This is a genomic window from Streptomyces sp. NRRL S-1022 (genome assembly GCF_000720135.1).
Lineage (GTDB): Bacteria > Actinomycetota > Actinomycetes > Streptomycetales > Streptomycetaceae > Streptomyces.
Genome location: NZ_JOIU01000002.1, coordinates 83,808 through 104,752 on the forward strand (window position 1 = coordinate 83,808; position 20,945 = coordinate 104,752).

Consider the following 20,945-nt stretch of genomic DNA (forward strand, 5'->3'; position numbering starts at 1 on the left):
ATGGAGTCACAGGGGCCGCCGTCACGCCTCCCACACGGCGGCGGCCGTACGGTCGTCGGCGTAGCCCTTCACCCGTACCTGGGCGTCGGCGAGGAAGGCGGCGAGGCCCGGCGGGGTGCGGCCGGACCAGCGACGGGCCAGGTAGGCGCAGAGGGCGGGTTCGCCGCGCAGCGGCTCGGCCAGGCCCGCCGAGCACATCACCAGCACATCACCCGGGCGGGCTACCGAGGCCCGGAACCGGAACGGTTCGCGGGGCGGCCGCGGGTCCGGCTCCGCGGCGGGCTCGAACGGGTTCGGCGGGGCCGGGATGCCGAGGTCCATGGTCAGCCGGTCGCCCTGCGGGGTGCGCTCGGGCGGGGAGCCGGACCCGCCGCCGAGGGCGCCGGGTGCTCCGGTGCCGCCGTCGGCTGCTCCGGTACCGCCGTCGGGGGCCGTGCGCGGCTCGATGTCCTGCCAGACGCCGTCCCGCAGCCGGAACAGCCCGCCGTCGCCGACGCCGAAGAACACGCGGGTCCGGCAGTCCGGGCCGGCCGGCAGCAGCAGACAGCGCAGGCTCGCGGTGTGCTCGTCCGGGTCCAGACCCTGTTCGGCGGCGCTCGCCCGGAGCCGGCCGAGGGCGCGGTCGGTGAGCCGGTGCAGACCGGACTTCAGGTCGCCGCGCCGGGCCGCCCGCATGTCCTCCACCAGCCGCCGGTGGCTGCGGCCCACGGCCTGCCCGATCCACCGGCACGCCTCGGCCGCCGCCAGGTGCGCCCCCGGGACGCCCCGCGCGCCGGTCGCCGTCGCGACGAGCACCAGTGCCTGTTCGCCGGCCCCGAACCGCGCGGTGAGCAGCGCGTCCCGGCGCGGCTCGCCCCGGTAGCGGGCCGAGTCCCCGCGCAGCGACACGGCCCGCAGGGTGGACGTGCCGTACCGGGCACCGTCCAGCACGGTGTCCGCGACCGGTTCCCCCGGCCCGTCCGGGTCGGAGAGGGGCAGCGCGGTGGGTTCGGGGTCGTAGGTGGGCGGACCGGAGCCGACGTAGTCGAGGGCGGGAGCGGGGGCGGGGGGTGCGGGGTCGCCGGGCTCCGCGCTCTCGGCGGCGGTCTGCTCGGGCACCGGATCCGGGACGGTCCCCCGCTGCGGCGGTACGGCCGCGGCGGCGGGGGGCGGTGGCGGGGGTGAGGGCTCGGGCGGTGCCGGGTCGGCCGGTGCCGGGTCGGCCGGTGCCGGGTCGGCCGGTGCCGGGTCGGCCGGTGCCGGGTCCGGGGTGTCCGTGGGGCGCCCCGTCACCGCGTTCCGCGCCGAGGCGAAACGGTCGTCCAGGGAATCGGGCGCCGCCGCGGGACCCGTGTCCTGGGTGAAGTCGTCGTACAGCTGCCCCCACCAGTCGTCCTCGTGACGGGCGGGTCTTCCCCCCTGCTGGTTCATGCCCCTGATTGTCCACCGCTCGGGCCGTCAGAAAACGGGGCATCGGGAAAATCCGGCGCATCGGGTGCGTCGACCGGCGCGTCGAGTGAGGCGGTGAACTCCCGTACGAATGACGGCTGGTGGCCGCCTACTTGCCCGCCGGAGGCAGGGCGGGGCCGAGCTGCCGGCGGGTCAGGGCGTGGTGGACCGTGTCGGCCACGACGGCCATGCCGGCGTCGTCGAAGTGCAGGTGGTCACCGGGGTCGTAGGCGGGCAGGATGCGCTGGGGGTCGGCCGGGTCCCGGACGGCGGCGTCGGCGTCGGCGACCGCGTCGAAGAGGCCGCCGGTGCGGATGAGGACGTTCACCCGCTGCCGTACCGCTTCCCCGGCGGCGGTCCACGCGGGGTAGCCGCGGTACGGGGTGAGGGTGACGCCGACGACCCGGATGCCGCGGGCGTGGGCGCGGGTCACCAGGGTCCGGTACGCGTCCGCGAAGGCGGCCGCGTCGCCGGCCGCCGGGACGCCCTTGATGTCGTTGATGCCCTCGAAGACGACCAGCGCCCGTGCCCCCGCCCGGTCCAGGGCGTCGGCCTCCAGGCGGGCCAGGGCGCTCGGTCCGGTGCCCTCGCGCAGCAGGCGGTTGCCGGCGAGGCCCGCGTTCAGCACGCCGAGCCGGTGCCGGGCCAGCCGCGCGGCGAGCCGGTCGGGCCAGCGGCGGTTGGTGTCGGGGCTGGAGCCGTTGCCGTCGGTGAGCGAGTCCCCGAACGCGACGACGCTGCCGGCGGCGGCCCCGCGGACGTCGACCCCGGTGACGTAGTACCAGCGGCTGGTGGGCGCCGGGTAGGCGGCGCCGTCCTCGTCGGCGGCCCGGCCTGCGCCGGCCCGGGCCAGGTAGCTGGTCTGCAGCGCGGTGCGGTGGTAGGTCGCGGGCCCGGAGTCGTCCGGCGTGTACACGGTGACGAGCAGGTCCGCTCCGGCCCGTACGGGCAGCGGCACCGGATCGGTGACCGTGTCCGCGCCCGGCGGGACGGTCACCTCCCCGGCGCCCCGGAAGGTGGCGGTGCGCAGCGTGCCGGGGACGGCGGCGGGGCCGGACGCGCGCAGCGCGACGGTGACCGCGCCGAGGTGCAGCGGGCCGGTGCCGAGCCGGTTGCTGAGCCGGACGCGGACGGCGCCGCCGCCGACGCTGAGGTGGACGACGTTGCGGACGGCGGTGCCGGGCAGGGCGGCCGCGGTTCCGGAGGGGGCGGTCTCCCAGCTGCCGGTCCAGGGCAGCGGGGCCGGTTCGGCGACGCCCGGCGCCGTCAGGCCCGGCAGCAGCGCCGGGAGGAGGACCGCGAGGACCCGAACGACCCTGCCCATGTCTGCCCGCCCTTCCCCGGGGCCCGTCGGGGACCGCCCCTGTGGCCCGTCGCAGCCGACGGTGCCACACGGCCGGGCCGCGGCGCCGGAGCACCGGGGGTCATCCACCCGCTCGGCGCAACGCGGGGCACCGGGCGGGGGATGACGGCCCGTCAGGCGAGCGCGCCCTCCAGGGTGAGCAGCCGGACCTTGCGGTCAAGTCCCCCCGCGTATCCGGTCATCGACCCGTTCGCGCCGATCACCCGGTGGCAAGGCCGCAGGATGAGCAAGGGGTTGGCGCCGATCGCCCCGCCGACGGCGCGAACGGCCGCGCGCGGCGCCCCGATCCGGGCCGCGATCTCCCCGTAGGTGACGGTGGCGCCGTACGGCACCTCGTCGAGCGCGTCCCACACCCGTTGCCGGAACGCGGTCCCGGTCGCCCTGAGGGGCAGCCGGAACTCCTTCAGGTCGCCGGCGAAGTAGGCGGCGATCTGCTCGGCGGCGGCACGGAACGGCCCGGGGTCGTACCGCCAGTCCTCCTGGAGGGTCCGGCCGCCCTTCTGCCCGGGCACGGTCAGGGAGGTGAGCGCACCGTCGGCGTCCGCGGTGAGCAGCAGCCGCCCGACGGGGGTGTCCAGGTGGGTGCAGTAGGCAGGGGGCATCGGCTGGGTGGTCATGGGTCCGGTCTTCCTCGCAGGGGTGGTCGGCTGACGGGCCGACGCCGGTTCGTGGGTCGTCGGTTCGTGGGTCGTCTGTTCGGGGGTTGCCGGCCCGGTCGCCGGCCCGGTCGTCACGGGACCGGCTCGCCCGCCACGCGCAGGTGCCGGACGGCGTACGAGCGCCAGGGCCGCCAGCTGTCGGGCAGGCCGGCGCCGGGCGGGGCGACGTCGGGATCGCCGAGGGCGCGGACGCGCACGGTGGCGACGGTCGCCGGATCCATCCCGGGCAGGGCGAGGAGGGCCTCCTCGGCGTCGTGCCGGTCGGCGCCCGGGTCCAGCCGTACGGCGCCGTCGGCGAGGGCGGCGGCGAGCGCGCCCAGCGGGCCGGCGGGCTCGGCCTCGGCGAGGACGGCGGCCTCCGGGAAGAGGTGGGTGAGGCCGCCGTGGGGCGCGTCGAGCACCTTGCCGTACCGGCGTACCAGTTCCTCGGCGCCGTGGACGCCGGCCAGGGCGCGTACGGCGGGCTCCAGCGGGTCGACGGCACCGGGCGAGCGCAGCCCGGGCCGGGCGGCGACCAGCGGGGCGAGCCGGGGGTCCGCGCCGAGCCGCTCGTCGACGGCGTACGGGTCGGCGTCCAGGTCGAACAGCCGGCGCAGCCGCTGCACGGCGGTGGTGAGGTCCCGGGGGTCGGTGAGCTGGAGCCGGGCGTCGAGCCAGCCGCCCGGGCGGGTGCGGGTGCCGGTCCGCGGGGTGCGGGCGCGTTCGTGGACGGCGGCGAGAGCGGTGCCGTACGGCAGCCGCAGGGTGCGCCGGTAGGTGCGGGCGCCGGGGGCGCCGGTCACCTCCTCGACGCCGGGTACGGCCTCCCGGGCGAGCTGGTCGAAGACGGCGGCGGCCTGGTAGGGGCCGCGGTGGGCGAGGCGGAGCGGGATGCCGGTGCCGGCGGCGGCCCGGCGGGCGGACCGGGCCCGGGGGGCGGTGGCCCGCACCTCGGTGGGTGTCGCGTCGTACACCTCCCGGACGGTGTCGTTGAACTGCCGCACGCTGGCGAAGCCCGCGGCGAACGCGATCTCGGTGACCGGCAGGTCGGTGGTCTGCAGCAGCACACGGGCGGTGTGCGCCCGCTGGGCCCGGGCCAGTGCCACGGGCCCGGCGCCCAGTTCGGCGGTGAGCTGCCGCTGTACCTGCCGGGCGCTGTAGCCGAGCCGTGCGGCGAGCCCGGCGACGCCTTCGCGGTCCACGACGCCGTCGGCGATCAGCCGCATGGCCCGGCCGACGACGTCCGCGCGGACGTTCCACTCCGCCGAGCCCGGCACGGCGTCCGGCCGGCACCGCCGGCAGGCCCGGAACCCGGAGCCCTGCGCGGCGGCGGCCGTCGCGAAGAACCGCACGTTGCACCGCTTCGGCGTGACCGCCGGGCAGCTGGGCCGGCAGTAGATGCCGGTGGTCTCGACGGCGAAGAAGAACACCCCGTCGAACCGCCCGTCCCGGCTCCGCACCGCCTCGTACCTGCTGTCCTCGTCCTTCACGCGTTCCAGTGTGGGGCGGCCCCGGCAGGTGGGCTAGCGGAAATCGGACGTGAAGGTGACGCCCGCGGGAGCGCCGGAGAACCGAACCGTACCGCCGGAGGCCGACCGGCCCGGAGGCCGAGGCGTCCGAGGCCGGACCGGACCGGACCGGACCAGGAAGCCTACTGGTCCCAAGGCCGGGACCAGCCGGGGCCGGGACCAGCCCGCAGTCGCAGTGGCCGGCGGCCGAGACGACCCCGAGGCCAAGGGGAACCCGGGCCGCGCCGGCCGGCCCGGAGGCCGAGGCCGGCCGGGCCGAGACCGGTGCGCGGCCGCAGTGGGCCGCGGGCGAGGCGGCTCCGAGACCGGCCCGCGGCCGCAGCGGCCCGCGACCGAGGCGGTGCCGAGGCCGGGGGCCCGGGACCGCGGCGGGTCCGGGGGGGGGTGGGGCCCCCGGGTGTCCGCCGCGGTGCCGGGTGGTCACGCCCAGCGTCCGCGCTTCGCCTCCATCGCGGCCTTCCCCTCCGCGCCCTTCCGCTTCCAGTCGCGCCGGAGTTCAGCGCGGGCCCGCGCATCGGTCTTGGCCATGATCCAGCGGTTCTCCCGCACCAGCTTCCGGTAGCTCTCCAGCCGCCGCTCGGGAAGCTCCCCGCTCTCCACGGCCGACCGCACCGCGCACCCCGGCTCCGTCTCGTGCGCGCAGTCCTGGAACCGGCACTCCTCGGCCAGTTCCTCGATCTCGGAGAACACCTGCCCGACACCGGTCTCCGCGTCGAAGAGACCGACGCCGCGCAGCCCGGGGGTGTCGATGAGCGCCCCGCCGGAGGGCAGGGGGAGCAGGTTGCGGGTGGTCGTGGTGTGCCGCCCCTTGCCGTCGACGTCCCGGGCCGCCTGCACGTCCATGACGTCCGCGCCGACGAGCGCGTTGGCGAGGGTCGACTTGCCCGCGCCGGACTGGCCCAGCAGCACGCTCGTGCCGGAGCCGACCAGCGCGACGAGCACGTCCAGTCCGCCGCCGTGCAGGGCGCTGACGGGGAGCACGGGCACGCCGGGCGCGCTGGTCTCCACGTCCTGCACGAGGTGGGCCAGGGTGACCGGGTCCGGCACGAGGTCGGCCTTGGTGAGGACGACGACGGGCTGGGCGCCGGACTCCCACGCGAGGGCGAGGAAGCGTTCGACGCGGCCGAGGTCGAGTTCCACGGCGAGGGACACGGCGATGACGGCGTGGTCGATGTTGGCGGCGAGGATCTGCCCCTCGGACCGCTCGGAGGAGGTGGAGCGGACGAACGCGGTGCGGCGCGGCAGATACGCCCGCACGTACCGCGGGTCGCCATCGGGGTCGACGGCGACCCAGTCCCCCGTGCACACGACCTTCATCGGGTCGCGGGGAACGACGAACTCTGTGTCGGCCCGGACGGTGCCGGCCGGGGCGACGACGTCACACTGACCGCGGTCGACACGGACGACGCGGCCGGGCAGGAGACCCTGCTCGGCGTAGGGGGCGAACTCGGCTTCCCAGCCCTCGTCCCAGCCGTAGACGGCGAGAGGGTGCGACGAAACCGAAGAAGAAGAAAACAGATTCAAGGGGAACCCTTCACAGGGCGGCCCCGGCTCCGCGCAGGTCTGCGCTGTGAGGTGGTCAGCCGGAGGCCACGGAGGTGGAGTGGACGAACTGCTGGTCGCGGGCAACGCCCATCACAGAGACAGCCATCGGTCACACCTCCCCTTGCACACTCGGCCGACAGCAGCGGCCGACAGCCACTGCCTGAAGCTCACCCTAGGGGCGCACGCAGTCGGGCGCCACCGATATATTCGGCAGAGTCACAGACCGGCCTTCGAACAGCATCAGGTTCCGCTTGGGCTGCGGGCCGGTGGCCGGCGCCGACGCGGCGGCCGACGAGCTGGTGGTCCGACCCCGCGCGGCGACTCGCACGGCGTTCTGAGCGAGGTTCTGGTGCCCACGGGCATGAAATGCACGGACAAGTCGTGGCCGCGGCCCGCGTCCGGGATCGGGCAATCGGCGATGAAGCGCAGGGCCGAGTTGCAGCCGGGGCCGCGGGGCCGCAGCCGAGGTCCGGTCAGGCGGAGCTCACCGCGCACGCGCCGCGTTCGGCCTTCGTCGGGCCGGCGGCGGAGGGCCGGACGTCGAAATCGAATATGGCACTGGGTACGTACAGCGAGCAGCAGGCATTGGGGATGTCGACGATGCCGCTGATGCGTCCCTCGATGGGGGAGGAGCCGAGCAACAGGTAGGCCTGCTCCCCGCTGTAGCCGAACCTCTTGAAGTACTCGACCGCGTTGAGACAGGCCCGGCGGTAGGCCAGTGTCGCGTCCAAGTAGTAGTTCGTGTCCGTGTCGTGGTCGACGGAGATGCCGATGAAGGTCAGGAACTCCGAGTACCGCGGCTCGACGTTGCCCGGAATGAACACCGGGTTGGTGGAGATGCCGTACGTCTCCATGCCACCCTTGATCAGGTCGACGTGGAAGTCGATGAAGCCGCCCATCTCGATGGCGCCGCAGAACGTGATCTCTCCGTCGCCCTGACTGAAGTGCAGGTCGCCCCCGGAAAGCTTGGCGTCGTTGACGTATACGGGGTAGAAGACCCTCGAACCTCGCGTGAAGTTCTTGATGTCGTGATTGCCTCCGTTCTCGCGGGCCGGCACCGTGCGCGCGCCTTCCGCGCAGATGCGCTTCGCGAGGTCTCCGGTGGCCGTGCCGGCGAGTGCGTTGGTGGCGTCCGGCGGCACCGCGAGCGGCGGGACCCGGTTCGGGTCCGTGTCGATCAGTGTCTGCTCACGGGCGTTCCATCTGGCGAGCATCTCTGCGGACGGAGCGGTTCCGAACAGCCCCGGGTGGGTGATCCCGGTGAAGCGGATGCCGGGGAGGTGGCGGGAGGTCGCCTGCTGGCCGTGGAAGTCCCAGATCGCCTTGTAGGCGTCAGGGAAGTAGTCGGTCAGGAAGCCTCCGCCGTTGGCCTTGGCGAAGATGCCGGTGTAGCCCCAGCCCTGGCCTGCCGCGCCTCCGGTCTGCTGCGGCACGGGGCCCAGGTCGAGGATGTCTACTACGAGCAGGTCGCCGGGTTCGGCTCCCTCCACGCCTATCGGACCACTGAGCATGTGGGGAATGGTCAGATCGATGTCACGTACGTCGTTGGCGGAGTCGTTGTCGCCGACCTGGCAGTCGGTCCAGTCGCGGCACTCCATACGGAACTCCGAGCCCGGCTTCACCATTTCGGCTATGGGGACGTCCGGATGCCACCTGTTGTGTCCGGGAACGTCTTGCTCGCGCATGGACTTGCTCTGGTCCACCTTGAAGCGAACTTCGGGCATGACAGTCTCCTCGAATGCTTCTTGTTCCGGTCACGTGGACGTACTCAGGCCCGCCGACGGGGCGGTGGGGGACGGATGCCGCGTTGCCCGGGTGAGTGGCCACAGCGCCCCGAACACCACCACGGCGAAGGCCCCCAGTGCGATGGCGGTTTCGGTGGGGTGTGTCCAGTAACCGCCGAGCAGCAGAGCGGCGGGAATCACGCCGGTGACCCAGCCCTCGATCGCCGTGACCCAGCCGGTATAGACCGTGAGGCTGCTCTTTTTGAGGCCGAGCAGCAAGAAGAACAGGAACCACAAGAATGCCCAGTAGAGCCAGATGACTCCGAACGGGCTGTCCTTGAGGATGTGGAAATTGATGAACGAGTATCCCAGAGCCACAATCGCCACGAAGAGCGAGTAATAGCCGACCCCGGTGGTGTCGAGAACGGCGAGGATCCCGATGCCTACGTAGAGGTAGGTAAATCCGAACAGATAGATTCCGGATGCCGCCAGAATTGCCCGGGGTTCGTTGTTGGCAATGAAGATGAGGTACGTCGGCGTGAGTACCTGGAGTGCGCCCACGAAAAGGTTGAACACCGCGGCCGACCGGGCGTCGACCTTTCCGAGAAGCATCATCCCGTTCATGAAGAGCACGGCGCCGACGAAGAGCAGTCCCACGGATGCCACGGGGACGCACCTCCTAAATCCGCGTGGAGAGCGGAACGCGTCCGACCCTGGCCGGCTACGTGATTCCGGCTCAGCCGGGCCGGCGTGGCGCGATGGCCGCCTTCCTCGCACTGCTACGGAAGCGACGTCCTGTTCGGACGTCGACGCACAACGCGTTCTGCCGTGTCGACCACCGCCCTTACGGACGCGGCAACCGCGAGAGCGCGGGGTGCGGCCGTGGCCGCTGCCGCGCCTTCATGCGTGGCGGCACTTCGGAAACCACTGCCGGGGCCTCGCGGGACTGCTCCTCACGGACGTGGAGGGCAGCGGCTTCCTTCGAGGTGTGCGTCAGGCCGGGCGCGGAGTACACGCGTTTTGCACCGTCGGCGCAAACAGGGCACTCGTGAATCCTGGGCGCCGTTCCGACCGCCAACCTCACGTCGAAAGGTCCACAGTGACTGCATAGATATTCGTACGTTGCCATCAGCAGCCTCCGGACACTTTCCTTCTCTTCCAGGAGACGTCTCGGTAATCCACGTGTCAAGTCAGGTGACGGTCGGCCGGTGGCCCTACTCGCGACGCAATCCGAGAACGTCGTGAGAGCGCTCCTGAGGCAGGATCCCCACAGGCCGGACGGGACCCACTGGTTTAGGCTGGATTCACCGGCAGAGCGGCCGGAGACGGGGTTCCTGTGCAGTGCCGACCGGCCGCCGTTCACGCGAAGCTAAGGGCAGGAACCGCCCTGTGCGGTAGGTGCGGCCGCGTGTGGAGCGGAACGAGGTGAGTGACAGGCCCGCCCGGTATTCGGACCGCATCGGTGGAAAGTTCTGCTGTGATAGAGGCACGTCGATCCCGAGACGCCCGTCGCGGGAACGCCCGGGTGCTCACCGTGATCGCCGTGGGCGGGGCGACAGGCACCTGCGCCCGGTACACGGCGGCCTTGGTCTGGCCGACGGGCCAGGCGGAATTCCCTTGGACGACGTTGTGCGTGAATGCCTCGGGCTGTCTGGTCATCGGCGCGTTCGTGGTGGCGATCACCGAGGTGTGGACCGTGAACCCGCTGGTGCGTCCGTTCTTCGGCACAGGGGTGCTGGGAGGCTTCACGACCTTCTCCACGTACTGCGCCGACATCGAGCGACTGGTCCGGGCGGATCGGGCCGGCATTGCTCTTGTGTACCTGGTGGCGACCGTGGTCGTCGCGCTGGTCGCCGTGACGATCGGCGTGGTCGGCGCCCGCCGCCTTCTGGTGGTGAGGAAGTCGAGATGAGGCTCAGTGGACGCGCACTGTGTCTGACGATCTTCGTCGACGACTCGGACACGTGGCATCACAGGCCCCTGTTCACGGAGATCGTCCACCGTGCTCACCAGGCCGGTCTGGCCGGAGCGACGGTGTTCCGTGGCGTGGAGGGCTTCGGTTCAGGTTCGATCGTGCACACGACACGGCTGCTGTCCTTGGCGGACGACCTGCCGGCGGCGATCGTCATCGTCGACGAGGAGGAGCGGATCCGGTCCTTCATCCCGGAGCTGGCGGATTTGTCCATCGAAGGCCTGGTCACCGTGCACGAGGTCGAAGTGGTCCACTACAGAGGGCGGGAGGGTGCGGGTACATGAGGTATCTGCTCGTCGCGCTCGGGGGCGCCGTCGGTGCCCCCCTGCGGTATCTCATCGACCGGTCGATCCAGGCGCGCCACGACACCGTCTTCCCCTGGGGGACCTTCGCCGCCAACATCACCGGCGCGATGATTCTGGGCGTGCTGACGGGGGCGGTCATGGCCAAGGTCGCGTCACCGGACGACCAGTTCCTGCTGGGCGTCGGGTTGTGCGGCGCCCTGACCACATACTCCACGTTCTCCTACGAGACGCTGAGCCTGTTCGAGGCCGGATCGCGATTCTTCGCGGCCGCCAACGCGGTCGTCTCCGTCGTCGCCGGACTCGGGGCACTTTTCGTCGGTCTGGCCTTCTCCCAGGCCGTGTTCTGACCGTGAGCGCCACGGCCGCGGGCCTCGTCACCGAAACTCCTGCCGAGGGTTCCGGCGAAGACCGCCCGCCTGTCCCTTCGGCTCCCGTGGGCGGTTGTCCACCCGAGTACGGCTACCGGGCGGTCAGACCGCACCGGCCCCGCGGCACCAGGGTGAGAATCTGCATCACGGCGTGCTCCGACACACTGATGCTGTTGCTGAAGGTCACCTCGGCCACTGTCATGCCGTGGTCGGTCGTGCTCGGCAGGTCGACGTGGTCGGACCCGGTACCCGCGGTGACCGCCGCTCCGGCCGAAACGGCCAGGCGGTGCTGCGCCGGCGGCCCAGGCAGGCCGACCTGGTGCGACTCCTCGATTCCGACGCTGGAGCCGACCTCGCATCCTCAGCAGCGGCCAACTGGCCGGTTACGCCGGTGACGTCTGGTACCCGCAGCCGCCACCGTCCGAGGAGTGCCGGCTCGACGGGCGCCCCATCCGCCCTGAATACCTGATCGTCCGGGGGTGACGTCCGGCCGACCGGAAATCGGCTGGAGAATCAACAGAAGATCCATCACCTGGGCTGTGAGTCGATTCACGCGCGATTTACTGGACGGGCACGAGCGAGGCCTTTAGCGTCCGTAAACAGATTGTTTTTCACTACGCGAAGATACCGGCGCCGTGCGTAATCTCCCGTAAGAGAACCAGGCGAACGCCGGGAAGGTGGATCAGTGAGCACGGAAGCAGTGTGGGTCCGGGGCGTGACCGGCATTCAGATGCACCACGTTACCGATCTTCAGGATGCCGGCAGGTTTTTGGGCAACGCGGCGATGGCCCTGCGGGCCGCGCACGTGAGGACCGGCGCCGACCGGTACTCCGGCATCGCCGCCGAGCTCAAGGCTCTGGTGGAGCGAGTGCGGGAGCTGGAGGAGGAGGCGCGGTCGAACATGCACGAACTGCACTCCACCGACCCCGAGCGGTTCGTCCGCTGCCGGGACGGCCATGAGCCGTGGCCCGGCGAGATCCCGGCAGGATTCATCCCCCGCCACACCTGCAAGGACGAGTGCCTCTACCACGACCACAACGTCCTCGACGCCATCATGCAATGCACCTGCGGCCAGCCGCCGTGCCGGGCCTGTGAGATCGGCGGGAAGCTCTGACGAGCCCCGCGGCTCCCGTGACCGACCAGGATCAGAAAATCACCTGATCACATAGGGTCACGTCTCCTCACTCGCCGCACCCCTGGCCGGCCTCACCACTACGGCGTCACCCGACTCTGCTGCTGGTCGACACCGTCGCCGCCGTGGACAACGGCCGGCAGGGACGGCCTCGCCGCAAACCCGGGTCAGCTCACCTCGACCTCACCACTGCGCATGTCGCACCACTCTCCCAGGCGAGGGCGACTCCAGCCGGAGGGCGGGCCGGTGCGTCAACGTGTTTTCCGCGCGGTCCGGCCGGGTCTGCGTGCGGGTCTCAACCCAGCGTGCAGGGCGAGCCGTCGAGGGCGAAGGCGTGCGGGGTCCGGTTGGCGTCCGTCCAGGTGCCGAGGAAGCCGAAGGACAGGGTGCCGTGGGCGGCGACCGTCTTGTTGTAGTCGGCGGCGGTGGCGGTGACGCGGGAGCCGTTCTGGCGCACGGTGGCGTCCCACATCTGGCCGACCTGCTGGCCGTCGCGGAAGGTCCAGGCCACCTCCCAGCCGCTCAGCGGCCGGTCGGTGGTGACGGTGACGGTGGCCTGGAAGCCGTCGGGCCACTGGCTGTCCACCTCGTAGGCGACCCGGCAGTGGGCGGACCGGGTGGTGGCGGAGGCGCTCGGGCCGTCCGCGGGGTGGGTGACGGAGGAGGTGCCCTGGGGTTCGGGGTCCGGCTTCCCGCGGCCGGGCGAGCCCTCGGTGCGGGGCGCGGAGGGCGGTGCGGACGGCGAGCCCGTGGCGGTGGGGCGGGGCGCGGTGCGGGAGACGCCCGGGTCGGCGACCGGCTGCCGGACGTCCTGGGCGGCGGCGGTGTCGTCGCCGGAGCCGCCGAAGGGCATCATCGACACCCCGAGCGCCAGTGCCGAGAGCAGCACCGCGGCGGCGAGCAGCCCGCCGCGCAGGACCCGGCTGCGGCCCGTGCCCTCCTCGTCGTCGCCGGGGTCGGCGCCGCCCGGGCGGCCCGCGCCGAGCCGGACCTCGGTGGCGCGGCGGCGCCGCTCCAGGTAGGCGAGGCCGCCCCAGCCGATCACTCCGCCGGCCAGCGCGGCGGGCAGTCCGCCGCCGTGCAGCCGCAGACAGGCGGCGGCCTCGGCGCACTGCACACAGGTGGCGAGGTGCCGGGAGAGGTCGCCGGGGGTCTCCGCGGTGGGCGAGCGGGTGACCGCGTCCAGCAGCCGCGCGTAGCTGCGGCACTGGGCGTCCATCGGCGAGTCGAGGTGGGCGCGGTGGCAGCGGTCCCGGAACAGGGTGCGGACCTGGTCGAGTTCACCGGCGACGCCGGCCGGTTCCAGGCCGAGCCGGCGGGCCACGGCGGGCAGCGGCAGCGCCTCCACCTCGGCCAGCCACAGCAGCGCGGCGTCCGCCTCCTGCATGTCCCTCAGGCCGCGCAGCGCGACCGGGCGCTGCAGCGGCGGCCCCGAGAACCGGGCGGCGCCGGCGGAGTTGAGCCACAGCCGCAGATCCGGGTCGAGCTTGTGGCCCTGCCCGCCGGCCTCCCAGGCGGCGGCGGTGGTGCGGACGGCGGTGAGCAGCGCCGGGATCACCGGCAGCCGCGCGGTACGGCGGCCCGCGCCGCGAACATGGGTGCTCGCGGCGGCGCGGACCTCGCGCATGCCGAGCGTGAACGCCTCGGTCGCCAGCTGATGGGCCGTCAAGGACCCGGAGGTGCACAGGTCCGCGTACGAGAGCACCGCGTCCCAGCACTCCGAGAACAGCGCGGTCTCGGTGTCGTCCTGGGGGGTCGGCAGGTCGGGCATGGGACTCCTGCATCCACGAGCGAGGGCAACTCACCAAAGGAAAAAGGGAGTTGCGGGGAACCTCGCGGCAGGGCACAGAGCCTTTCACGTCCTCGACACAACTGACAAGCGGCCTGTTCACATCCGGCTACCGAGGGTGGCGGCACGGAAGCGCGTCGCAACGAGACCCCAACTCCGGCCTCTGGTACGGACGCGGACGCCGTTTCGCTCAGCGGCGCGGGAACGGGTCCCGGCCGCCGTCACACCCGGGCCGGCGCCTCCGTCTCGCCCTCCTGGGCCGTCGGCCCGTCGGCGGGCAGGCTGTCCATGAAGGAGCTGACGGAGAACACCGCGCGGCCGGGTCCGGGCGGGCCGTAGCCGGGCGGGGAGGACAGGCCGAAGTCGTCCATCGTCTGCCGGTAGGCCTGCAGCAGCCGGATGTGGTACTCCAGCGGCGCACCCTGCGGGTTGGCCTTGCCGAGCGGGGTGGTGGGCTCCGGGCACCAGGTGGTGAACCGGGGCGTGATGCCGTGCGACATGAAGAAGCGCAGGCCCTCGGTGGTGGAGGCGATCGCCTCGTCGACGGTGGTGAAACCGAACGGCTCGGCCATTTCCACGCCCGCCACGAAGTTCGGGATGACATTGCGCGCACCGAACACCTCGGCGGAGTCCAGGATCCGGCGGTGCCACTCGTCCCGGCCGACGTACCGCTCCTTGCCCGGGCAGTACAGCTCGAACAGCCGGCGGTCCCACACCTCGAAGTTGGGGTGGTAGATCTGCACCCCGTAGTCCTTGAACCGCTGCACGTCCGCCTTGGGCAGCGCCTGCGCCACGACCTTGCCGATCCAGCGGCCCGGGAAGCGCTCCTCGATGGCCTTGGCGTAGTGGCCGTAGAAGTCGGCCTCGTCGCGCCCGGCGACCGTCTTGGTGATGGCGCCGCCGGTGAGGGTGTAGGCGGTGGAGGCCTTGGCGGTGTCGTACCGGTCGATGATCTCCAGCGCCTCCAGCACCTCCTCGACGTCCTTCACCCCGGTGTACGGGCGTCCGGCCGCCTTGTGCTGGCGCCAGTTGTGGTTGATGTCGCAGTACTGGCACTCCTCCTTGGCGCCGAAGTACTGGCAGACCCGGAAGACGGTGAGGTAGATCAGGTAACCCCACTGGATGGTCGGGGCCACCTCCATCACGGACTTGCCGTTGGAGAGGGTGTGCCGGTAGTACTCCGGCATCGGCGGCACCCCGACGTCGGCGATGCGCCGGCCGTCGAGGTACAGCCCGAGCAGCCCCTCCTCGTCGGCGGCGACCCGGTACGGCGAGGCCGGGTTCACCCGGACGGAGACGACCGTCCGCCTCAGGTCGTACGGGCCGCCCGTCAGGATGATCTCCTCCGGCGGCCGGCGCAGCGCGGCCTCGCCCAGCTCGGGCAGGGTGCCGTGGTCGAAGGAGAAGATGAAGTACGACTTCGGTTTGACGTCCCCGGCCGCCTCGTTGGCGGTATCGCTCAGTGCGGACTTGTCGAAGGCGACACCGCCCCGGAGCAGGTCCTCCTTGAAAACGGCCTCCCGCGGCACCTGCGGGAACCGCTCCATCAGATCCTCGACCAGCGCGGTACGACTGCCCATCCGTCTGTCTCCTCCCGGCTCAGGCGTACGTCTTACACCGTATGCCCCCGCTTGCGGCTCAGCCGTGCCGGGTCCCCGCACGGCGCGCGATGTGCTCCGGCACGGCGGTCCCGGCGGGCAGCGCCGGGTCGGGGTCAGGGGTGCCCCAGACCGTGGCCAGCGGCAGGACTCCGGCCCACAGGCCGAGGGCCGCGTCGGGTCCGTCGCCGTCGTCCGGGGCACCGGTGCGGATCTTGACGGACGCCTCCTCAAGGGAGAGGGCGAGCAGCGTGGTGGCGGCCAGCTCCTTGCGGCTGGGGCGGCGGGCGTACGACCACTGGCCCGGCGCGGAGTGCTCGGTGAGCCGGCGCAGGCCCTCCAGCTTCTCCGCGGGATCGGTGACCGTGCGGGCCGCGCCGTGGATCATGGCGCTGCGGTAGTTGACGCCGTGCTCGAAGACGGACCGGGCGAGCACCAGCCCGTCCACGTGGGTGACGGTCACGCACACGGGGGCGTCCCCGCCGAGGCTGCGGCTGGCCACCGATCCGTGCAGGTAGAGCCACCGCTCGTCGCGCCCGTAGACCGTGGGCACGACCACCGGCCGCCCGTCGACGAGTACGCCCAGATGGCAGACGAACCCGGCGTCGAGGATCGCCTCCAGCTCGGCCCGCTCCAGACGGCCCTGCTCGCGCAGCCGCCGGTGACGGGTGCGGTCGGTGACGGGCAGGCGGGCGGGGAGCGGTTCATGATTCATGTGCGGAAAGGTACCGATATCGCGCTCCGGCGGCCAGGAAAATTTCGTATACGTCGATCGACAGGTCGTGGAACGACGAAATCCGCACGCGTGGCGGGCGAGGGGGGACGGACCGGGAGGGATGAGAGGGCCGGCAGGGACGTACGCTCCGGGAGGACCCGCTTCTTCGGAGGACCCGCTTCCCCGGAGGAGGCGCACTGTCCGGGAGGGACGCACTGTCCGGGAGGGACGCATGCATGACAGGGACGCACGCATGACAGGGACGGCCGGGACCGCGGGGACGGTCACCAACTGGGCGCGCACCATCACCTACACCGCGCGCGCGTTCCACCGTCCGCGCACGCTCGACGCGCTCACGGCCCTGGTGGCGGGGAGTGCGCGGGTCCGGGTGCTGGGCAGCGGGCACTCCTTCAACCGCATCGCCGACCCGGGCACCGAGGGTGTGCTGCTGTCCACCGCGGGACTCCCACCGGTGATCGAGGTCGACAGCGCCGCGCGCACGGTGCGGGTGTCGGGCGGCGTCCGCTACGCCGAACTGGCCCGCACGGTCCACGCGCACGGGCTCGCCCTCCCCAACCTGGCGTCGCTGCCGCACATCTCGGTGGCCGGCTCGGTGGCGACGGGCACCCACGGTTCCGGCGTGGGCAACGGCCCGCTGGCGTCGGCGGTCCGGGAGGTGGAGCTGGTCCTCGCGGACGGCTCCACGGTGACGATCGGCCGGGACGACCCGCGGTTCCACGGGGCCGTGACCTCCCTCGGCGCGCTGGGCGTCGTCACCGCGCTCACCCTCGGCCTGGAGCCGGCGTACGGGGTGGAACAGCGCGTCTACACCGAACTCGCCTTGAGCGGGCTGGACTTCGAGTCCGTGGCGGCCGCAGGGTACAGCGTGAGCCTGTTCACCGACTGGCGGGAGCCGGGCTTCCGGCAGGTGTGGGTCAAACGGCGCACCGACCGGCCGGCGGTGGACTTCCCGTGGGCGGCACCCGCGCCCGGCCCGCTGCACCCGGTGCCGGGCATGCCCGCGGAGAACTGCACCGAGCAGCTGGGGGTGCCGGGGCCGTGGCACGAGCGGCTGCCGCACTTCCGGGCGGAGTTCACGCCGAGCAGCGGGGAGGAGATCCAGTCGGAGTACCTGCTGCCACGGTCGGCGGCGGTCGATGCGCTGTATGCGATCGACGGCATACGGCATACGGTCGCCGGTGTACTGCAGACCTGCGAAGTGCGTACGGTAGCCGCCGACCCGCAGTGGCTCAGCCCGGCGCACGGACGGGACTCGGTCGCGCTGCACTTCACCTGGATCCGGGACGAGGCGGCGGTGCTGCCGGTGGTGCGCCGGCTGGAGGAGGCGCTGGAGCCGTTCGATCCGCGCCCGCACTGGGGCAAGGTGTTCGGTATCCCGTCGGCGGTACTCCGTGGACGGTATCCACACCTCGCCGACTTCCACGCCCTGGTCCGCTCCCTGGATCCCGCAGGCACGTTCAGCAACGCCTTCGTACGGGACCTGCTCGGCGACTGACAGCCGCACCCGGCGTCGGCGGACTTTCTCCACCCCCTTTCCTAAGCCCTTGTCGAAAGGCGCTCCCAGCCCATAGCCTGACGCCGCGCCGGTGCCGACCGGCTCCGGCCTGGACTGGTCCGGACGGGACGGGAGGGGCAGCCGCGTTGAAGCGCACATCACGTGACATCCGCACCGCCAACCGCTACGAGGTGCTGCGCCAGATCATCGCCGAGTCCCCCACCTCCCGGCAGGAGCTGGCCGCGGCCACCGGGCTCAGCCTGGCCACCGTGGCCACTCTCGTCGGCGAGCTGCTGGACCTCCGCATGATCACCGAGGTCGGCTTCGAGGACTCGGCCGGCGGCCGCCCCCGGGGCCTGGTCGCGGTCGACGCCTCGGGGGGCGCGCTGATCGGCGTGGACATCGCGGAGACGTACGTCCACGTCGAGCTGTTCGACCTGGCGCTGAACGTGCTGGCCCGGGCCGACGAGGACATGCGGCCCGGTGAGAGCCGGCCCGAGCAGGTCGTCGGGCACGTCGCCGCCGCGGTCGGCTCGGTGGTCGCCCAGGCCGGCGTCGAAGCGGCCCGGGTGCTCGGCGTCGGGGTCAGCGTGCCGGGCCAGGTGGACCGGGACACCGGGGTCGCCGAGTACGCGCCCAACTGGAACTGGCACGACGTACCGCTGCTCGACCTGCTCGCCGAACACATCGCCTACCCGCTGTACCTGGACAACCCGCTGCGCGCCTGCGCGGTCGCCGAGCTGTGGTTCGGGGCGGCACGGGGCCGCGGGGACGCCGTGGTCGTGAACCTCGGCACCGGCGTCGGCGCCGGTCTGGCCCTCGGTGGCGGCCTGCACCGGGGTGTGAGCAACAGCGCCGGCGAGTGGGGCCACACCACGCTGGTGCTGGACGGCCGGCTGTGCCACTGCGGCAACCACGGCTGTGTGGAGACGTACGTCGGCGCGCCCGGCATCATGCAGAACCTGCGCGAACTCGACCCGCGCTCCCCCTTGCTGCACCCCGAGGACCAGACCGCCACCGTCGACGCGCTGGCCCGTGCGGTCGCCGCCGAGGACCCGGTAGCGCTCAAGGTCGTCCGGGACACGGCCCGTTACCTCGGTGCGGGCATCGCCGACCTGATCAATCTCCTCAACCCCGAAGTCGTGGTGCTCAGCAGCTGGGTGGCCGCCCGGCTGGGCGAGCCGCTGCTCGGGGAGGTCCGTCAGGCGGTCGCCCGGCACGCCCTGCGCCGGCCGCTGGCCGCCACCGAGATCGTCCTCTCCCCGATCCCCACCGACCCGGTGTCCCTCGGCGCGGCCACGTTCGCGCTGGAAGGGGCGTTGCAGTCCGTCGGGCAGAGGGCCGCGAAACGCACCACCGCAGCAAGGAGCCGTACCGCACCGCCTTCATGACGACGGAAGGGATGCACGTGTCTCACCCCCACACCGCCCACTCCCGCACCGCCCATTCCCGCACCACTCGGCCCCGCAGCAAGGGATCGTTCCTGCTGACCGCCTCGGCCGCGCTGGCGGTCACCGCGGCCCTGCTCACCACGCCGCCCGCCGGTGCCACCGAATCCACGGCCGCCGCCGAGGTCTCCCCGCACGCCGCGCAGACCATCGACAACTTCGGCGCCTCCGGCGCCTGGTGGGTCAACGACCTGAAGAACTTCGACCCCGAGGTCCGGGCCCGGCTCGCCGGACTCCTGTTCTCCAAGGACGGGCTGGCCCTCAGCTCGTACCGGTACAACATCGGCGGTGGCGGCACCGGAGTCACCTACGCCCCGCGCGCCCCCGAGGACTTCCTGCGACCGGACGGCGGTTACGACTGGAGCAAGGACGAGGCCGGACGCTACTTCCTCCACGCCGCCGCCGAGTACGGCGTCAAGGACCTGATCGGCTTCGTCAACAGCGCCCCCGCGCGGTGGACGACGAACGGCAAGAGCTGCGGCGGCCACCTGAAGGCGGAGAACGAGCGGGACTTCGCCAAGTACATCGCGGACGTCACCGGCCACTTCGCGAAGCAGGGTGTGCGGCTGGACTACATCAGCCCGTTCAACGAGCCGACGAACAGCTTCGACTCGTGCGGCCAGGAGGGCATGCTCGTCGACGTCGGCCAGCGCGACGACATCGTGCGCGCGCTGGGCGCCGAGCAGCGGGCCCGGCACCAGAAGGCGACGGTCATCGCCGACGAGTCGACCAGCACGGTGAAGTTCAACTCCGAGGTCCCGCAGTGGATCTCGCAGCCGGGCACCGCCCGGTATGTGTCCAGGCTGGCCCATCACACCTACGACAACCCGGGCGACGCCGACCGGGCGCGGGTGTACGAGACGGCCCGCGCGGCCGGCATACCGTCCTGGTCCACGGAGATCTGCTGCTTCGGCAAGGGCGGCACCGGCTGGGCGCAGGAGTACGACCCGACGATCGACGGCGGGCTGAACCTGTCCCGGATCATCTACAAGGACCTCGCGACCGCCCACGACTCGGCGTTCCAGTGGTGGGTGGCGCTGTCGGAGATGACCGGCGGCGACCCGCACGCCCGTAACGACGAGGGCTGGAACGACGGCCTGATCTACTACGACCCGGCGTACGCCACGAACGGCAACCAGACCCTGTACTTCACCAAGCGCTACTACGCACTCGGCCAGTACAGCAAGTTCGTCCGGCCGGGCGCGGCCCTGCACAACGTGACCGGGGGGCCGGACGGAGTCGAGGTGTCCGCTTACAACCGGACCGGCACGTGGGTCGTCGTGGTGAACAACCACAACGCCACCGGCACCGCGCTGGACCTGCACTTCAACAGCGGGACGCCGGTGCGGGCCCGGCAGGCCGTGCGGACCTCCGCCGGTGAGAACTGGGCGCGGGTCGCGAAGCCGTCGGTCTCCGGCGGCACCATGTCCGCGACCCTGGCGCCGCGTTCGATCACGACGTACGTCCTGGACCGCAAGGGGTACGGCGGTTCGGCACCGACCGGTGCCCTGGTCGGCGGCCAGTCGGGCAAGTGCCTGACGGCCGACGCCTCGGGTGCGGCGATCGCCGGCTGCACGGGCGCGGCCGGGCAGTCGTGGTCGTACGACGCGCGGGGCACTCTGCAGGGCGCCAACGGCTACCTGACGGCTTCGGGTTCGCATCTGACGACGTCGGCCGCGTACAGCGGTGGCGGCACCCAGCGGTGGCTGCTGAACTCCAACGGGCAGATCGTGAACGAGGCGTCGGGCCGCTGCCTGGACGTCAGCGGGCAGGCGACAGCGGACGGTAGCGAGGTCATCCTCTACAGCTGCTCCGGCGGCGCCAACGAGGCCTGGACCAGGCGGTAGCGCGACCGTTCTCCCCGGCCGAGGGCCG

General features: G+C 72.4%; 18 protein-coding genes and 2 pseudogenes. 8 read left to right on the forward strand and 12 right to left on the reverse strand.

Going from position 1 to position 20,945, the window contains the following annotated elements:
* Nucleotides 1-21: 21 nt before the first annotated feature.
* The 8 genes from IG05_RS0102180 to IG05_RS50470 form a co-directional block, all read right to left on the reverse strand.
* The gene (locus IG05_RS0102180) at nucleotides 22-1,410 is read right to left on the reverse strand and encodes a protein phosphatase 2C domain-containing protein (RefSeq protein ID WP_030338605.1); all 1,389 of its coding nucleotides are present in this window, start codon (nucleotides 1,408-1,410) and stop codon (nucleotides 22-24) included.
* A 127-nt stretch (nucleotides 1,411-1,537) separates the two neighbouring features.
* Nucleotides 1,538-2,752 carry a GDSL-type esterase/lipase family protein gene (locus IG05_RS0102185; RefSeq protein ID WP_030338606.1) on the reverse strand — a complete coding sequence of 405 codons (1,215 nt, stop codon included), beginning with the start codon at nucleotides 2,750-2,752 and terminating at the stop codon, nucleotides 1,538-1,540.
* A gap of 152 nt (nucleotides 2,753-2,904) precedes the next feature.
* The gene (locus IG05_RS0102190; protein WP_037812811.1) at nucleotides 2,905-3,393 is read right to left on the reverse strand and encodes a methylated-DNA--[protein]-cysteine S-methyltransferase; all 489 of its coding nucleotides are present in this window, start codon (nucleotides 3,391-3,393) and stop codon (nucleotides 2,905-2,907) included.
* 128 nt (nucleotides 3,394-3,521) lie between these two features.
* Nucleotides 3,522-4,919 (reverse strand): DNA-3-methyladenine glycosylase 2 family protein, encoded by a 1,398-nt coding sequence (locus tag IG05_RS0102195; protein ID WP_030338608.1) that lies wholly within the window; start codon nucleotides 4,917-4,919, stop codon nucleotides 3,522-3,524.
* Nucleotides 4,920-5,378: 459 nt separating this feature from the next.
* Entirely contained in the window at nucleotides 5,379-6,482 is a 1,104-nt protein-coding gene (gene rsgA / locus IG05_RS0102200; protein ID WP_030338609.1) for a ribosome small subunit-dependent GTPase A, read from the reverse strand.
* Between the two features lie 494 nt (nucleotides 6,483-6,976).
* Nucleotides 6,977-8,227, reverse strand: a complete 1,251-nt coding sequence (gene fmdA, locus IG05_RS0102205) for a formamidase (RefSeq protein WP_030338610.1) — start codon at nucleotides 8,225-8,227, stop codon at nucleotides 6,977-6,979.
* A gap of 30 nt (nucleotides 8,228-8,257) precedes the next feature.
* Nucleotides 8,258-8,893, reverse strand: a complete 636-nt coding sequence (locus IG05_RS0102210; RefSeq protein ID WP_030338611.1) for an AmiS/UreI family transporter — start codon at nucleotides 8,891-8,893, stop codon at nucleotides 8,258-8,260.
* A 178-nt stretch (nucleotides 8,894-9,071) separates the two neighbouring features.
* The gene (locus tag IG05_RS50470; RefSeq protein WP_078893855.1) at nucleotides 9,072-9,356 is read right to left on the reverse strand and encodes an FmdB family zinc ribbon protein; all 285 of its coding nucleotides are present in this window, start codon (nucleotides 9,354-9,356) and stop codon (nucleotides 9,072-9,074) included.
* A 396-nt stretch (nucleotides 9,357-9,752) separates the two neighbouring features.
* Here IG05_RS50470 and crcB (IG05_RS0102215) point away from each other — a divergent pair, with 396 nt between their 5' ends.
* Genes crcB (IG05_RS0102215) through crcB (IG05_RS0102225) form a run of 3 tightly spaced genes read left to right on the forward strand, consistent with a single transcriptional unit; the run spans nucleotide 9,753 to nucleotide 10,851 of the window.
* Nucleotides 9,753-10,139, forward strand: a complete 387-nt coding sequence (gene crcB, locus IG05_RS0102215; protein ID WP_030338612.1) for a fluoride efflux transporter CrcB — start codon at nucleotides 9,753-9,755, stop codon at nucleotides 10,137-10,139.
* Nucleotides 10,136-10,483: a DUF190 domain-containing protein gene (locus IG05_RS0102220; protein WP_030338613.1), complete on the forward strand. Its 348-nt coding sequence runs from the start codon at nucleotides 10,136-10,138 to the stop codon at nucleotides 10,481-10,483. Before crcB (IG05_RS0102215) ends, IG05_RS0102220 begins: the two co-directional genes overlap by 4 nt.
* Nucleotides 10,480-10,851 (forward strand): fluoride efflux transporter CrcB, encoded by a 372-nt coding sequence (gene crcB, locus IG05_RS0102225; protein WP_030338614.1) that lies wholly within the window; start codon nucleotides 10,480-10,482, stop codon nucleotides 10,849-10,851. The genes IG05_RS0102220 and crcB (IG05_RS0102225) overlap by 4 nt, the downstream gene beginning before the upstream one ends.
* Nucleotides 10,852-10,996: 145 nt before the next feature.
* On the opposite strand, the pseudogene IG05_RS44540 reads toward crcB (IG05_RS0102225), so the two are convergent.
* A pseudogene (locus IG05_RS44540) lies at nucleotides 10,997-11,134 on the reverse strand (NAD-dependent formate dehydrogenase); the annotation flags it as partial.
* A 92-nt stretch (nucleotides 11,135-11,226) separates the two neighbouring features.
* Between IG05_RS44540 and IG05_RS48995 the strand changes: the two are divergent.
* A pseudogene (locus IG05_RS48995) lies at nucleotides 11,227-11,355 on the forward strand (NAD-dependent formate dehydrogenase); the annotation flags it as partial.
* A 247-nt stretch (nucleotides 11,356-11,602) separates the two neighbouring features.
* A complete protein-coding gene (locus IG05_RS0102240) occupies nucleotides 11,603-11,986 on the forward strand; it encodes a hypothetical protein (protein ID WP_078893871.1) in 384 nt (127 codons plus the stop codon).
* Nucleotides 11,987-12,299: 313 nt separating this feature from the next.
* Here the strand turns inward: IG05_RS0102240 and IG05_RS0102245 are convergent, their stop codons facing one another.
* The 3 genes from IG05_RS0102245 to IG05_RS0102255 form a co-directional block, all read right to left on the reverse strand.
* Nucleotides 12,300-13,775 (reverse strand): cellulose-binding domain-containing protein, encoded by a 1,476-nt coding sequence (locus tag IG05_RS0102245; protein ID WP_030338616.1) that lies wholly within the window; start codon nucleotides 13,773-13,775, stop codon nucleotides 12,300-12,302.
* A 239-nt stretch (nucleotides 13,776-14,014) separates the two neighbouring features.
* Nucleotides 14,015-15,373: a radical SAM protein gene (locus IG05_RS0102250; RefSeq protein WP_030338617.1), complete on the reverse strand. Its 1,359-nt coding sequence runs from the start codon at nucleotides 15,371-15,373 to the stop codon at nucleotides 14,015-14,017.
* Nucleotides 15,374-15,431: 58 nt separating this feature from the next.
* Nucleotides 15,432-16,106, reverse strand: a complete 675-nt coding sequence (locus IG05_RS0102255; RefSeq protein ID WP_030338618.1) for a pyridoxamine 5'-phosphate oxidase family protein — start codon at nucleotides 16,104-16,106, stop codon at nucleotides 15,432-15,434.
* 253 nt (nucleotides 16,107-16,359) lie between these two features.
* On the opposite strand from IG05_RS0102255, the gene IG05_RS0102260 reads away from it, so the two are divergent.
* The 3 genes from IG05_RS0102260 (at nucleotide 16,360) to IG05_RS0102270 (ending at nucleotide 20,917) form a co-directional block, all read left to right on the forward strand.
* Nucleotides 16,360-17,622, forward strand: coding sequence for an FAD-binding protein (locus tag IG05_RS0102260; RefSeq protein ID WP_030338619.1), 1,263 nt, complete (start codon nucleotides 16,360-16,362; stop codon nucleotides 17,620-17,622).
* A gap of 146 nt (nucleotides 17,623-17,768) precedes the next feature.
* Nucleotides 17,769-19,013: an ROK family transcriptional regulator gene (locus IG05_RS0102265; RefSeq protein WP_030338620.1), complete on the forward strand. Its 1,245-nt coding sequence runs from the start codon at nucleotides 17,769-17,771 to the stop codon at nucleotides 19,011-19,013.
* An 11-nt stretch (nucleotides 19,014-19,024) separates the two neighbouring features.
* Complete coding sequence (locus tag IG05_RS0102270) at nucleotides 19,025-20,917, forward strand: glycoside hydrolase (protein ID WP_030338621.1); 1,893 nt, start codon at nucleotides 19,025-19,027, stop codon at nucleotides 20,915-20,917.
* Nucleotides 20,918-20,945 lie beyond the last annotated feature (28 nt).